Origin of the sequence: Streptomyces sp. V3I8 (genome assembly GCF_030817535.1) — a bacterium.
Lineage (GTDB): Bacteria > Actinomycetota > Actinomycetes > Streptomycetales > Streptomycetaceae > Streptomyces.
On sequence record NZ_JAUSZL010000002.1, the window covers coordinates 326,348 to 340,593 of the forward strand.

General features: G+C 69.7%; 13 protein-coding genes and 1 pseudogene. 8 read left to right on the plus strand and 6 right to left on the minus strand.

Going from position 1 to position 14,246, the window contains the following annotated elements; translation table 11 throughout:
- Positions 1–115 precede the first annotated feature (115 nt).
- On the minus strand, positions 116–664 hold the full coding sequence (locus QFZ75_RS01605; protein ID WP_307533430.1) for a hypothetical protein: 549 nt from the start codon (positions 662–664) through the stop codon (positions 116–118).
- 146 nt (positions 665–810) lie between these two features.
- Here QFZ75_RS01605 and QFZ75_RS01610 point away from each other — a divergent pair, with 146 nt between their 5' ends.
- Together QFZ75_RS01610 and QFZ75_RS01615 are read left to right on the plus strand one after the other, a co-directional pair.
- Positions 811–1,218 (plus strand): YciI family protein, encoded by a 408-nt coding sequence (locus tag QFZ75_RS01610; RefSeq protein ID WP_307533431.1) that lies wholly within the window; start codon positions 811–813, stop codon positions 1,216–1,218.
- Between the two features lie 8 nt (positions 1,219–1,226).
- Positions 1,227–2,372 (plus strand): RNA polymerase sigma factor, encoded by a 1,146-nt coding sequence (locus QFZ75_RS01615; RefSeq protein WP_307533432.1) that lies wholly within the window; start codon positions 1,227–1,229, stop codon positions 2,370–2,372.
- 174 nt (positions 2,373–2,546) lie between these two features.
- Here the strand turns inward: QFZ75_RS01615 and QFZ75_RS01620 are convergent, their stop codons facing one another.
- Positions 2,547–2,903, minus strand: coding sequence for a hypothetical protein (locus QFZ75_RS01620; protein WP_307533433.1), 357 nt, complete (start codon positions 2,901–2,903; stop codon positions 2,547–2,549).
- Between the two features lie 476 nt (positions 2,904–3,379).
- On the opposite strand from QFZ75_RS01620, the gene QFZ75_RS01625 reads away from it, so the two are divergent.
- Positions 3,380–3,829 (plus strand): spore-associated protein, encoded by a 450-nt coding sequence (locus tag QFZ75_RS01625; RefSeq protein WP_307533434.1) that lies wholly within the window; start codon positions 3,380–3,382, stop codon positions 3,827–3,829.
- A gap of 675 nt (positions 3,830–4,504) precedes the next feature.
- Here QFZ75_RS01625 and QFZ75_RS01630 read toward each other — a convergent pair.
- Positions 4,505–6,889 carry an Orn/Lys/Arg decarboxylase N-terminal domain-containing protein gene (locus tag QFZ75_RS01630; RefSeq protein WP_307533435.1) on the minus strand — a complete coding sequence of 795 codons (2,385 nt, stop codon included), beginning with the start codon at positions 6,887–6,889 and terminating at the stop codon, positions 4,505–4,507.
- Positions 6,890–7,702: 813 nt separating this feature from the next.
- Here QFZ75_RS01630 and QFZ75_RS41025 point away from each other — a divergent pair.
- Positions 7,703–7,800: pseudogene (locus QFZ75_RS41025) on the plus strand (IS5/IS1182 family transposase); the annotation flags it as partial.
- 518 nt (positions 7,801–8,318) lie between these two features.
- Here the strand turns inward: QFZ75_RS41025 and QFZ75_RS01640 are convergent.
- Positions 8,319–8,939, minus strand: coding sequence for a hypothetical protein (locus QFZ75_RS01640; RefSeq protein WP_307533437.1), 621 nt, complete (start codon positions 8,937–8,939; stop codon positions 8,319–8,321).
- Positions 8,940–9,586: 647 nt separating this feature from the next.
- Here QFZ75_RS01640 and QFZ75_RS01645 point away from each other — a divergent pair.
- Positions 9,587–10,432: a hypothetical protein gene (locus QFZ75_RS01645; protein WP_307533438.1), complete on the plus strand. Its 846-nt coding sequence runs from the start codon at positions 9,587–9,589 to the stop codon at positions 10,430–10,432.
- Between the two features lie 386 nt (positions 10,433–10,818).
- The gene (locus QFZ75_RS01650) at positions 10,819–11,574 is read left to right on the plus strand and encodes a transposase family protein (protein WP_307533439.1); all 756 of its coding nucleotides are present in this window, start codon (positions 10,819–10,821) and stop codon (positions 11,572–11,574) included.
- Between the two features lie 324 nt (positions 11,575–11,898).
- On the opposite strand, the gene QFZ75_RS01655 is transcribed toward QFZ75_RS01650, so the two are convergent.
- The gene (locus tag QFZ75_RS01655) at positions 11,899–12,087 is read right to left on the minus strand and encodes a hypothetical protein (protein ID WP_307533440.1); all 189 of its coding nucleotides are present in this window, start codon (positions 12,085–12,087) and stop codon (positions 11,899–11,901) included.
- Between the two features lie 64 nt (positions 12,088–12,151).
- Between QFZ75_RS01655 and QFZ75_RS01660 the strand changes: the two genes are divergently transcribed.
- Positions 12,152–12,796, plus strand: a complete 645-nt coding sequence (locus tag QFZ75_RS01660) for an alpha/beta hydrolase (RefSeq protein ID WP_307533441.1) — start codon at positions 12,152–12,154, stop codon at positions 12,794–12,796.
- A gap of 347 nt (positions 12,797–13,143) precedes the next feature.
- On the opposite strand, the gene QFZ75_RS01665 is transcribed toward QFZ75_RS01660, so the two are convergent.
- Entirely contained in the window at positions 13,144–13,290 is a 147-nt protein-coding gene (locus QFZ75_RS01665) for a hypothetical protein (RefSeq protein WP_307533442.1), read from the minus strand.
- A gap of 263 nt (positions 13,291–13,553) precedes the next feature.
- On the opposite strand from QFZ75_RS01665, the gene QFZ75_RS01670 reads away from it, so the two are divergent.
- Complete coding sequence (locus QFZ75_RS01670) at positions 13,554–14,087, plus strand: EF-hand domain-containing protein (protein WP_307533443.1); 534 nt, start codon at positions 13,554–13,556, stop codon at positions 14,085–14,087.
- The last annotated feature ends 159 nt before the right edge of the window (positions 14,088–14,246 follow it).

Here is a 14,246-nt window from a genome sequence, read left to right on the forward strand (position 1 = left end):
CCCGCGCCGTATGGGGGCGTCCGTTCGCGTCCCGTAATCTTCCGGAACGGCCTGGCGCGACGAGGCCGGTGCCCGCAGGGCCGCTCGCCGGAGCTGCTCGGGAGTTGTTCGAGGACTACTCGGGAGGTTCGAGCATGGGCTCGCCGCAGGACTGGCATTCGGCGTACACGTCGAGGTCGTTGAGTATCTCGGCGTACTCGGGGTGGCCCTTGAGGGCGGCCACGGCGGCGAGCAGGTAGCCTGTCGTGCTCTGGTCGTGCTCACCGGCGGCCAGTGTTTCCGCCAGGAGGGCCAGGGCCTCGGGAAGGGCTCGGCGGTAGGCGTCCGCGATGTCGTCGGGCAGGTCGGCGGGGACCTCTCCGAGTTCGCCGGAGCAGATGGCCACGAGGCCGACGACGTAGAGGTGGTCGTCGCGCTCCGACCGGGCCGGGGGAAGGCCGCGCGCGATGGCTACGAGGTGGGGTACGGCGGCGTAGGCGGCGGGCCAGGCGGTGCCCTCGGAGCACAGGTACGGCCACAGGTCGGTGAAGCGCTCGCCGTCCGTGGGGTCGGCGGTCAGGTGGCGCAGCTCGTCCGGGATGAAGGGGGCGTCCGGCGCGCCCTGCCCTCCCGACCAGCCGCGGTGGTCGAGGGCGGGCCAGCGGGGGTCGTCCAAAGAGATCATGGGCGAGAGTCTGACGGGCCCGTCGGACCGGTGTCCGAAGGTTCGGGAGAAAAAGTTCCTGCCGTGATGTCGAGAACGCGTGGCCGGCTCCGTCCCCGTGGTGAAGGCGGCCAGAATGGGTCGTCCCGGTACCGAGGAGAATGACGATGGCCAAGTACTTGCTGCTCAAGCACTATCGCGGCGCCCCCAGCCCGGTCAACGACGTGCCCATGGAGAAGTGGACGCCGGAGGAGATCTCGGCCCATGTGCAGTACATGAACGACTTCGCGAGCCGGCTCGAGGGGACCGGGGAGTTCGTCGACAGTCAGGCGCTCGCTCCGCAGGGCACGTTCGTCCGGTACGACGGCGAGGGGCGCCCGCCGGTCACCGACGGCCCGTTCGCCGAGACCAAGGACGTCATCGCGGGCTGGATGGTGATCGACGTCGACAGCTACGAGCGGGCGCTGGAACTCGCCGGTGAGCTGTCGGCCGCCCCGGGGGCGGGCGGGAAACCGATCCACGAGTGGCTCGAACTGCGTCCGTTCTACGGTGTGTCGCCCACCGTCACGGAGTGACCCCGCCGATGAACGAGGCACTGCTCCGGAGCCTCACGCCGGGCGTGCTGGGGATCCTCGTCCGCCGCGGAGCCGACTTCGCGGCGGCCGAGGACGCCGTGCAGGACGCGCTGGTGGAGGCGGTCCGCGTCTGGCCGGCCGACCCGCCGCGGGACATGAAGGGCTGGCTGGTCACCGTGGCCTGGCGGCGGTTCCTCGACGCGACCCGGTCGGACACCGCCCGCCGCCGTCGTGAGGACCTCGCCGACGAGGAGCCGGCGGCGGGTCCCGTGCCCGCAACCGACGACACGCTCCAGCTGTACTTCCTGTGCGCGCACCCGTCGCTGACCCCGTCGTCGGCGGTCGCGCTCACGCTGCGCGCGGTCGGCGGGCTGACCACCCGCCAGATCGCGCAGGCGTACCTGGTGCCGGAGGCGACGATGGCACAGCGCATCAGCCGGGCCAAGCGCACCGTCTCCGGCGTGCGGTTCGACCGGCCGGGCGATGTCGCGACAGTGCTGCGCGTCCTCTACCTGGTCTTCAACGAGGGCTACTCCGGTGACGTCGACCTGGCCGCCGAGGCCGTCCGCCTCACCCGGCAGCTGGCGGCAGCGATCGACCACCCGGAGGTGGCGGGGCTGCTCGCCCTCATGCTGCTGCACCACGCCCGCCGGGCCGCGCGGACCGCGCCCGACGGCAGCCTGGTGCCGCTCGCGGAGCAGGACCGTGCCCGGTGGGACACCGAGGTGATCGCCGAGGGTGTCGAGATCCTGCAGGCGGCCCTGGCCCGCGACCGGCTGGGCGAGTTCCAGGCGCAGGCCGCCATCGCGGCCCTGCACGCCGACGCGCCCACGGCCGGGGAGACCGACTGGGTGCAGATCGTGGAGTGGTACGACGAGTTGGCGGGCCTGACCGACAACCCGGTCGTCCGCCTCAACCGCGCGGTGGCCGTGGGCGAGGCGGACGGTCCACGAGCGGGCCTGGCGGCGCTGGCGCCCCTGGACGACTCCTTGCCCCGCCACACCGCGGTGGCCGCCTACCTCCACGAGCGGGACGGCGACCTGCCGAAGGCGGCCCGCCTGTACACGGAGGCGGCCCACAAGGCCCCCAACCTCGCCGAACGCAACCACCTGACCCGCCAGGCGGCCCGGTTGAACGCGCGGCGGGACGGCTGAGCGCGCGGCGGGGCGGTTGGCCGACCCTGATGTCGTACTCGCCGAACTCGCCCAGAGGCTGCGCCCGATGACGCAAGTCATCGACCGGTTCGACGCGCAAGGCCTTCCGGCTGTCGGTCCCGGTGGGCGACCCCGCCCGTACCAAGATCTCTTGGCTGCCGAGGTGTTGCACCGTCAGTGGCGGGTCGCGTTCCGGACGATGCCGGTGACGATCATCGCGGCCCGTTCCGGGTGTTTCTCCAGCCAGGTGCCGAGGTGTTCCTGGACGGCCTCCGCCACGCAGGCGCGTACCGTGTCGCCGCCCAGTCTGCCGCGTGTGGACCCGTGGAACTCGGAGCGGTCCAGGTTCACCGAGACGACCGCCGTCAGGCCCGTACCCGACCGGTCGGCAGCGAGGTCGGGAACGGCCGCCGTCAGCGGCGAGCGTCTGCGCGCGTACGCGGTGACCGATGACGGCCGACAGAGAGGACGCCTCCAGCCGGCCGTCGAGGAGAGGGACGGAATCCCCTGTACCGCCCGGGAATCGAGCACGCTCCGACTGAAGCCCTGCTGTGGGGCGCTCGTCCGTCAGCGTGATCTCCGGGGTCCTGTTCAGGAAAGCCGACTCCCTGAAAACGTTCCGCCAGCACGGCGAACGAGCACTCCACCGTCTTGAAGACGCCGGGGTCGGGCCAGAAGGCGATCGCGATCGCGGTCCCGCTCCCGCTTCCGGTCGCCGGCCCCACCACCGCGGCGGGGCGAGCGCGACACCTTGGACGTACTCCTGGACCCGCCGGACCCCCTCGCGGCGCACCTCGGCCTGCGGACGGCTCGACAGGGCGTTGGTGACGTGCGCCGCAACCAGGTGCGGCTCCCCGCGCGCGGCCGTCGCAGGCCGTGCGTCTGCCAGCGGACAAGGTGGTGAGGCGGCGCGGTCACATCTTTCACGGACGATGCACAACCGTTCCCCCGTCCCGCATGTCACACCATGCGGGAGCGACCAACTCCCATGACCACAAGGGGGAAACATGAGATTCACCCGTTCCGTCCTGACCACCACCGCATTCGCCGCCTTGGCCCTGGGAGCCACGACCGCGCTGGCGGCGCCCGCCTTGGCCGCGCCCAACACCACGCCGCAGAAGGTCTGCGGAAGCTCCTACAAGACCGTGAACTCGGCCTCCGTCGGCTCGCTGGGCACCGTCTACCTGACGTACAACGCGGCGAACGGCGAGAACTGCGTCGCGACCATCCGCAACACCCCGGGTACGGCCGTGGACATGGCCCTGTGGATCGAAGTCCCCGAAACCTCGGAGCGTGGCGAGGACTACGGCCGGTACACGTCGTACGCGGGCCCGGCCTACGTGTACGGCAAGGGCCACTGCGTCGACTGGGGCGGAGGCATCAGCAACGTGCACGTGCAGGTGTACAACTCCAACTGCGACGCGCGCAAGGAGCACCGGGTCACCGAGGTCCGCTGACCCGAGATCCTCCTGACCGCGACGTTCCGTGCCGCCGTGCGGTCGTCGGGGTGGGACGTACGGCCCGACGACCGCACAGGAACCGCCGGTGGTCCGGCTCGCCCCGGCAGACTCGCCGAGTCCTGCCGGGGCGAGGGCGCGTCCGGCCTCCTGTCTCGGGTGTACGGCCGTCCGGTCGGCGCTTCGCCGCACCCGCCCCGGGAAAGCCCGGGGATGTGCGACATCTCGTGGCTTTTCCGCCGGGGCGGGCGGGGGTGAGCTGGTGGTGCAGGGCAGAGATCTCGGAGCCTGGATCACCGCGCAGAAGGCGGGCTGGGATCGGCCGATGCCCGCGCAGCAGTACCGGCTGGAGAACCTCGGCATCGAGGCGCCCGCGGACGACGTAACGGTGCCGGTGCCGGTGCGCCGGTCGCAGGACGAACGCTGGAACACCAACCTCGCGGCCGCCTGCCAGTTCCATGCCCGCGAAGGTCACCTGCGCCCCGTCTCCAGCCCGCCCGCCGTCTTTACCGGCCGGTTCGAGACCGGAGTGGATCCCGCCCACCCCGGGCGGCCCGCGCACCACTCGTTTCCATCAGGACCGGCGTCCCCCGCGCACGCAAGCGGCCGTGGGGGTGCCCAACGCCTTCGGACCATGCAAAAAGCACCGCGCCGACAGGAGTCTGTCGTCGCCTTTCAGTGCCGGTCGGGCTCCGCCGCCCGTGCGTTCCCCCGCCGCTGCGCCGGCGCCGTGGCGCCGAGGGGTCCGTCCTGCTCGTCCGGGCGCAGGCACTCGATCAGATAGTCGCCGGTGCCGGGGGCACGGGTCACCCCGTGCGTCTCGCTGCCGAAGCCGGGGAAGTGACGGTCGAAGCACTCCAGGGCGCCGAGGTAGCGGAGCAGGGGGCCGTCTTCCTTTCCGACGCTCTCGCCCGGCATGAGGACCGGGATACCCGGCGGCGTCACCGTGACCATCGCCGCGGCGATCCGGCCCGGCGCGTCCGCCAGGGGGATACGGTCCGTGCCGCCGCGGATCAGGCGCTCGTAGCACAGCTGGGGCGGGGTGACCGGCTCCGGGAGTTGTTGGAAGGCCGTGTCGAGCAGTTCGACCAGGCGGGCGTCGCGCAAGTGGGCGTGCATCTCCTGGCACAGGTCGCGCAGGCTCCGCCCTGCGTAGCGTCGCGGGTACTCGGCAACCAGAGCCGGCAGCATCCGCTCCAGCGGGACATCACCGTCGTAAAGGTCCTTGAAGTCCATCAAGGCGTCCAGCAGCGTGCCCCACTTGCCCTTGGTGATGCCCATGGAGAACAGCACCAGCGTGGTGTAGCTGTCAGTCTTCTCCACGACGATGCCGCGCGTACTCAGATAGGCGGTGAGGATCCGTGCCGGGATGCCCCAGTCGGACATCACGCCGGTCGCGTCCACTCCCGGACAGGTCAAGGTGACCTTGACCGGGTCGAGCATGCAGTAGCCATCGGCCAAGCCGGGGAAGCCGTGCCAGTCCGCGTTGGGTGCAAGGTGCCAGCAGGACGCCTCGGTCCGCAGCAACTTCGCCGGGGCCTCGTCGAACGGAAGCCGCGTCCCGTTCGCGGGGTCGGTCACCTCATCCGGCTGCCACACCCCGAAGAACCAGGGCGGCCGGTCCCCGGCGGCCTCGATCCGCCGCCCGATTCGCACCATCTCCTGGCGGAACCGGACTGCTTCCGTGACCGCCTCGTCGACCAGCCACTGCCCTTGCGGACCATCCATCATCGCCGTGGCCACGTCCAGCGAGGCGATCATCGGATACGACGGCGATGTCGTGCCGTGCATCATCAAGGCCTCGTTGAACCGGTCGTGCTCCACCGGCGCCCGCGGGGCAGGGCGGACGTGCACCATGGCTCCCTGCGACAGCGCCGCCAGCAACTTGTGCGTGGACTGGGTCGCGAAGACCGTCGGCCGATCGGGGCCGGGGAACGTCTCCTCGCCCACGGACATGCCGTAGCGCCCCGCGTAGAGCCGATGGAAGCGGGCGTACGCGAACCACGCCTCGTCGAAGTGCAGCCGGGGAGTGCTGGCCGCGAAGGCCCGGGCCGCCGCCGACGCGTCGTAACACAGACCGTCGTACGTGGAGTTGGTGAACACCGCGTACTGGGCACGCGACGACACCGCGCCCGCCGAGAGAGGGCTTCTCGCAATCCTCGCCGCAACCGAGTCCGCCGCGATCTCGGCTGGCGGCAGCGGTCCGGCGAGCCCATAGCCGTTGCGGGTCGGGACCAGGTACACCGGCCGGGCGCCGGAGACGACCAGGCCGTGCAGGACCGACTTGTGACAGTTACGGTCCACCAGGGCGATCTCGTCACGCGTCACACTGAAGTGGCCGACCAGACGATTGCAGGTGGAATCGCCGTGCAGGACGAAGTACGTACGGTCGGAGCCGAAGACCCGCGCGGCGTTGCGTTCGGCCTCACCGATCGGACCGGTGTGCTCGAACAGGGAGCCGAGCTCCCCCACCGAGATCGACAGGTCACTGCGCAGCAGCCGCTCCCCGAAGTAGTCGTGGAAGGCCCGACCCACGGGCGACTTGAGAAAGGCGACGCCGCCGGAGTGTGCCGGGGTGTGCCATGAGTACTCGTGCGCGTCGTCGAAACGCCGCAACGCTTTGAAGAACGGCGGGAGCAGGGCGTCCTGGTAGGCACGCGCGGCGGTGGTGATCCGCCCCGCGATGAACGTAGGCGTGTCCTCCAGCGGCCACACGTAGCCCACCACCGACTGCGACACCCACAGCGGCAGCTCGCCCAGCCCCTCGTCCGCCATGACCAGGAACACCGGCAGATTCCGGAACCGGCGTCCGATCATGTGCAGGACGGTCGCGCCACCTGGCCCATCCTCGGTCCCGGGCAGAAGATCCCAGGCCACCACCGCGGCGGCCAGACCGGCCTCCGTCCTGAGCACCGCCTCGGCGTCCGAGACGCTCACCACCCACCGGACCTGAAGGCCGCTCGCCCGAATCCCCTCGGCGATGCGAGTCAACTGCCCAGCAGTAACGCACCTGTCTTCCGGATGTTCCGTCACCGCCACCAGAACCGTGCCCTCAGCCATGCCGCCTCCCCCCTGCCCGGTGGCCCCGCGCCACCTGCCCCCAGTGTTCGCGGCCTGCGTGCGCATGATCGGACAATGGCCGACCAAACGACCTCAAGGGATGGCAACGCGACCCGCCCGTTGACGGGTCACCATGGTGGGTCCGGTATCCCGGTGAAGTGGCGTCCCGGGGGCGTACCTGGTCAGCAGCCTTGTCAATCACTCGAAGTCGCGAGGCGGCCGCCCGCGTCGTGGAGCGCGCTGACTCGGGGGCGGCTTCCGGCCGTGCGACGAACGACGTGGACACGCGTCCTGACCCACTGGCCACAGGCACTTCCCAGGGCCGACTCATCACGACCACGGATGGCCGATGTCCCGTTCACCGCACCGGACGACGCGAACCGCACGGGCCGCGTTCCCGCACGGCGCTCGACAGGGCGTCGCCTTCGGATCTCCCGTCTCACAGCCCTTGAGCCGTAGCCAGGACATGCGGGAGCACCCGAGGCCTCCGTGGATGTGCCAAAGGGGGATTCACCCTCTGGTGTGGAAATGGTCGGGAAGGACGTCCGCCGCCACGCCCGTCCACCACTCCGAGTCGCACGAACGGCGCCGTCCCCGGAGCAGGTGTGCGGCGTGCGGCGTGCGGCGTGCGGCGTGCCGGGACCGTATACCTGGCGCTGCTGGTCGTGGGCACCGTAGGAGCTCTTCTGGCTGCCCTGCGCATGGAAGTCCCGGCGTCCGTACTTACGGCGCTGCTGCCGACCTGGGCCGGTGCCCATCTTGCCTGGAGCGCCCATCTTGCCTGGAGCGCCCATCTTGTCCGGAGCGACTATCGGGCTGATCGGGCCGCACCGCAAACGCCCGGACGGCCCCTGCCGAAAGGCGAGGAAGAGGACAACGCGCAGCACCGTAAGGTCCGCACCCGCGTCGAGCGCATCTTGATCGGCTGCACCACGGCAAGGGGCACGATCCTCGCCGCATGAGCGCACACGCCCAGACACCGCTTCAGCCTGCGTGATCACGGCCTTCTGCAACACCCTTCAGCTCGCGGGAACCGCCATCCGTCCGCCGGCGCGGGAAGCTCCTCGCGACCCTGTCGGCCCGCGTACCGCCGGGCACCGGCTGCCCCCGAGTCGCGACTGCCCCGGGTGGATCGGCATGTCCGCGGCCTGGCGATGACCTCAGGGATGTGCGCTGCCGGCCGAAGTCCCGTGGCCGAGTCGTCAACGGCGCGTCCCGTCCCCGATCTCATAAGTGCCACACCGGCTCCCGGCCTGCCGGGAGAAGGACGAGCCCCTCGGGAGCCCTTCGCTCTCCTTGGGACGGCTCCGTCGGCACCTTGTGCGAAGCGCCTCGGCGCGGGACGCATGCCGGCTCCGCCGCTCGAGCGGCGGAGCCGGCATGCGGAGACGTCATCGACCTTCTACCGGGTTCTCGTCCGGAGGCCCGTTCAGCAGGGGAGAGTGGAGTTGCCCGCAGCCCCGGTGGCGCCGGTGGTGCCGTCCGCACCGAACGTCGCGGCGGTGCCGTCGCCGCCGGGCTCGCCGGGACACACCGGGCTGGCAGCGCCGCCAGCCCCTCCTGTGCCTCCCTCGTGCCCGCCTCCGGCCGTGGAGGCGCCACCGCTTCCGCCCTTGCCGCCGTCAACGCCGGTACCGGCATTGCCCACACCGCCCACACCGCCTTTGCCGCCGATGCCGCCGAGAGTGGCGGCGCCGCCTGCTCCGCCACCGCCGCCGTTGCCGTTGGCGCCTCCCGCGCCTCCCGCACCGCCTGCGCCACCGGTGCTTCCGCTGCCGTCGGCGTTGCCGCCCGTGCCACCGGTGCCGCCGTCGCCGTTGGCGCCCGCCGCGCCGCCGGTGCCACCGAGCCCACCGAGTCCGCCACTGGTCCCCACGCCGTTGGCACCGTTGGCGCCGGGGAGGCCGAGGGCGCCGACGGTGGTCCAGGCTCGTTCAGCGCCGGCCCGGCCCGACGCGGAGGCGAGGGCGGGGGTGGCGGTGAGGCCGACCACGGCGATGGCGGCGACTGCGACGATCCACGGAGCGGTGGTTGTGCGCGTGAAGCGCATGAGGTATGCCTTTCAATTTGCGCAGTCGAAGAAATTCTCCGACCGCCAGGCCGGCAGCGTATGCCGTAATAGGGCGACCCTCAACCGGTAGGGACACTCGACGTTCCGGAATGGCAGGTTCGATCAAAGTTTGGCCGCAAAGTCATGCATCCATTGAATATCCCGTGAAATTCTCACGTTTCCAGCCTTCTTTCGGGGAAACGTCGCAGCCCTGAATCATTGCTCTCGCTCTTCACGCGATAGGCAGCCCCGCGCCTGGATTCCCCTCCACGAAGAAGACGGCGGCGAAAGTCCGGGAGTTCGCCGGGCGTGGTGACCAGGGGCGACGCGAGCGCTCCACCGGAAGATCGACCTGCAGGGAGCGGCCTGTTCGGTACCGCACACCGCCCTCCGGGGAATCGGCGCACCCGCCGCGCCGACATCGACATGCGCGACGACGGGAGAAAATGCGGCCTTTCGGATGGCTGGAATACCGACTGCCGCTGGTCGGATCGCGCCACATCGCAGAATTCGCGTCCATCGCCTCGATCGCCGGTTTTTCTGCAGTATCGTGAGCACCGGCTGCCAGTCGGCCGCCGGTGACCGTTCCTGCGGAAATTCCCTGGCTCGCGACCGGGTTTTCACCGGCTACTCGGTAAGAGGTCTTCATGCGTAATACCCGCACCCCCTCCCTGATCTCTGCGGCAGTTTTTCTGGCCGCGGGCTCAGGCATGCTCCTGCCCACCGGCGCGCAGGCGAGTGCCGATGCGGTGGCCTGCACCGAAAGCGCACTCGTCACTGCGGTCACCACCACCGACAACGCCGGCGGCGGTGTCATCACCCTGGCCGGGGGCTGCACCTACACCCTGACCTCGGCGCACGCGAGCGACCTCGCCAACGGGGCCGACGGCCTGCCGCACATCACCACCGCGATCACCTTCGAGGGCGACAACAACGTCATCACCCGTTCGGGAACCGCTGCCTTCCGCATCCTCCGGGTCTCAGCCACCGGCAGCGCCACCCTCAAGGGCGTAACCGTGAACAACGGCTCCGCCCAGGGGCTCCTGGGCCTGCTTCCCGCCAACGGAGGCGGCATCCTCAACTTCGGCGCGCTGACGCTCACCAACAGCGCCGTGACGAACAGCAAGGCCACCGGCACCGGCGGCGGCGTCCACAACAGTGGCAGTGGCGCGGCGGCGACCTTCACGGGCAGCACCTTGTCCGGCAACACCGCGGTCGGCAACGGCGGCGCCCTGTACAACGCCGCCACCGCCACACTCACCAGCAGTTTCGTCAACGGCGGCAACAAGGCCGGCCACGGTGGGGGCATCGCCTCGGCCAACGGCATCCTCTCCGTCACCAGCACCCCGGTCACGGCGAACGCCGCGACCGTGAACGCGGGCGGCGTCTACCGTCAGTCCGGGACCATGACGGTCACCACCTCACCCATCTCGGCCAATACGCCCAACAACTGCACCACCAGCGTCCCCGCCGTACCCGGGTGCGTCGGCTGATCGGCACCACCTCCGCACACAGCACCGGCACCGGGCACAGACCGAGGCGGTGGGGCCGGCGGCGAGCGGGCTACTCGACGCCCCCCCCCCGATCAGGGGGCTGTCGTTCGTCGTGCGACCCCTGCCGGGGGTTACGGGACAGCCCTTACGAGCTCGTGCACGACAAGCGGTGAGACGTCGGGCCCGTGATGGTTGATCATGGTCGGGTGGTGGAGAACAGGGCTCGCGCAGTGATCACCAGCAACCGTCGCATCACGGGTCTGACAGGCGATGTGATCGCTGAACTCGTAGTCGAGGTAGGCCCGTTGTGGCATGAGCGTCACCAGGCCAAGCTGACCTCCCGGCCGCGGAAGCGGGCCGTGGGCGGGGGACCGAAACACCGCCTGGTGTTCGTCGACCGCTTGCTGGCCACCCTCGTCCATCTTCGTCACGGAGCCACTCACGACGTACTGGCCTGCTGGTTCGGCGTTGACCGCTCGACCATCACACGAGCCGTCAACGAGGTGCGGCCCCTGCTCGCCGAGCGGGGCTGCACGATCAGCCCCGACGTGCGGCTGCGAACCCTGGCCGAGGTCGTCGACCACCTCGGCTCGAGCGGGACGACCGGCATCATCGACGGCACCGAGATCCGCGTCCGGCGACCCGCCGCAGGGCGCAAGGACCGGGACAGGTTCATCTCCGGCAAGAACAAGCAGAATGCCGTCAAGTCCATGGTGGTGACGGACGGCGAAGGCCGCGTGCTGTGGTGCAGCCCCACTCGTCCCGCGAGCTGTGCGGACATCACCCACGCCCGCCAGTTGGGGCTGGTCACGCTCCTGGCCGACGCGCCCGCGCTTGAGATCCTCGCCGACGCCGGCTACCAGGGCCTGGGCGCGCAGACCGGCGGCCGGGTGGTGACGCCCCCGCATCGCAAGTTCAAGAAGAACGCCCCCGACTGGTACGAGGAGATGTACGAGCGCCAGCGCAAGGCGCACTCCTCGCGCCGTATCCGGGTCGAGCACGGCATCGCCCATCTGAAGAACTGGCGGGCCCTGGCCCGCCACCTCGGCCGCCGCGAGCACATGAGCGACACCGTCCAGGCCGTTGCCGGCCTGCTCTCTCACCAGCAGACCGCAGGCCTGCACTCGACACGGCAAACGTGAACACAGGCCCCACCGAGGCTTCCGACGTCTCACCGCTTGTCGTGCACGAGCTCGTTACGTACTCGCCGAGCAGGACATGGCCCTGTCCCGCCCCGGTGAGGAGACGGTACGTGGCGTCTCACCGTGCCGGCCGCCTTGTGCCAGTGAAGTGCTCATGCTTCATGATGCCGCGGGCCCCGGGTGGCGATGGGGCGGGCGACAGTTCGACAGCGTCGGCCGACCCCGTGCTGTCCGTGTACGTACACGGACTTTCGCCCAGTGGAGGTGGAAACCCCTGCTTCCCGCTGGCCTTCGTTCTTGTTTCCTCTTTCCCCCGTCATGGGTTCAGCTGTCAATGCGATGGCGCGAGCCTTCTTGAGGTCCGGCGTCGGCAGAGACATCCATGACCCGGTCGAGCAACGCGGCGTCGGTCGAGCCCGGTGGCGCGGAGTAGGCGAGGATGTTGACGGTCGGCTCCGGGGACCGCAGGACATCGCAGTCGAGGAGCAGCTCACCGAGTTGCGGGTGGAGCACCCGCTTGCGCTCCGCGACTCACCGCGAACCCTGGCTCTAGATATGGGGCCCCAGCGGCAACACCGTGGAAGTCGACTTCGTCCGCGACTACCGGATCCTCCACGACGCCGGTTACAACGTGCTGGCCTACGACCTGCGCAACCACGGCCTGTCCGGAGCAGCGCACGGGGGCATCATCGGCAGCGGATGGCTGGAGGCCCGCGACGTGCTGGGCTCGCTGAACTATGCGCGTGAGCGGGCGGACACCCGCGCGATGACGGTCGAGCTCTTCAGCCGCTGCCTCGGAGCCAACTCGACGTTCGCGGCGATGACCCGACAGCCGCGCGCTTTCGACAGTGTCCGCTGCCTGGTCGCTCCGCAGCCGGTCACCACCAGCATCATCCTGCAGCACCAACTGGAGCTCGCCGGCGTCTCCCGCGCCCATATAGGCGCCCTCGACGAACGTATCGTCCTGCGCACCGGGATATCGCTGGCCGAGCGTGACAACCGTGAATGGGCCAAAGCTGTCACCACGCCCACGTTCCTTTACCAGGTGCACGACGACGTCCTCACCGAACCGGAGGACGTGCAGACGATGTTCGACAACATCCCCGTCGCCGACAAGAAGCTGCACTGGGTGGAAGGGACCACGGTGCGCTGGGACGGCTATCTCGAATTCCAGCGCCGCCCGGAGCCGATGCTGGCCTGGTTCCAGGAGCACATGAACTGACGGGCACTTCTACGGCTTCCCCTTGGGCCGTGTTACTTCGCCGGTGGCTACTCGTGTCGCACTCCCATGACGTGGGCTCCAGGAGTTCCCCAGGCCTGAGCTGCTGCGGGGCTGTGTCGAGTGGTGCCGACGGTTGCCAGCGGCGGCGTGTTGCGGCTTGATCGGTAGGCGTGCGGCCTAGTACTCCAGCCGTAGTTCGTGATCTTCATTCCTGAGTGGCTTGTCGTCGGTAGTGACTGGCTTGGGATCGGGCCCGGTGACTGCCCCGGGCCGACCCCGGGTCCAGCCCGCCCACGTGCTGGGCGACATCCGTAGCCAGTGCCGTCTGCGTCCGCGAACCAGACCGTTTAGTCACCGAGCTCGGCTGGGGCGACGAAACGGATGTGCGGGCTGTTGCGCAGCGCGTCGGCGATACGGACGACGTCGTGGTCGGTTTCGAGCAGCGGGCTCTTGTCGGGGTCGATGGGCGTGAGCCGAAGCTCAGGAGTTTTCACCAGCGGAGTCGTATGAGCGGACAAATGGGTTTGCTCGAAACAGTCCGGTTGTCACAGACGAGGCATCCGACTTGTCACACACGCTCATTCAGCAGTCCTTCTGCTACCACAAGCGAAGATCGAGATTTCGTAGCTCTTCATGATGGTTCTGTGGGTCATGGCCGCTACACGCGCCGGGCTGGGCGTGTGTCCCAACCCGGTTAGGTAGAGGCACTCATCGGGCAGGCCCGGAATCGTCGGGCCGCAGAAGACAGGTGATGGAAATGCGAACTGAGGCCGCCAAGCGGGTCGAACTGGTCTTCTCCCTATTCGACGCCAATGGCAACGGAGTCATCGACTCCGAAGACTTCGACCTGATGACGGGCCGTGTTCTGGAGGCGGCGGCCGCGTCGGACGACGGCGCCAAGGCCGCCATCCGGGCTGCGTTCCGCCGCTACTGGACGACGTTGGCCACTGAACTGGACACCAACGGCGACGGGGTGATCACCCTGGATGAGTTCCGTCCGTTCGTGCTCGACCCCGAGCGTTTCGGTCCCACGATCACTGAGTTCGCCGAGGCGCTCGCCGCACTCGGCGATCCCGACGGGGACGGCCTGATCGAGCGCGCTCTCTTCGTGTCGCTGATGACGGCGATCGGCTTTGAGGAGGCGAACATCCACGCCCTCTTCGACGCCTTCGGGCCGGACGCCGAGGACCGCATCACCGTGGCTTCGTGGGCCGTGGGCATCGAGGACTACTACGCGCCGGACATGGCCGGGATCCCGGGCGACCAGCTCGTGGCTGCCCGGGCCCTCTGACACCGCCCGTCAGCGGCATAGCCGGGCGGGAGCGGTAGCCGGGCGGGAGCGGTAACTGCTGCGACGCAACCGCGCTGCCGCCTCCATTCGGGACGCGTCCCATCGAGCGGGGCCTGCGGCAGGCCCCGCTCTCGGCTCCTGTGCAGACGTCACAGTGAG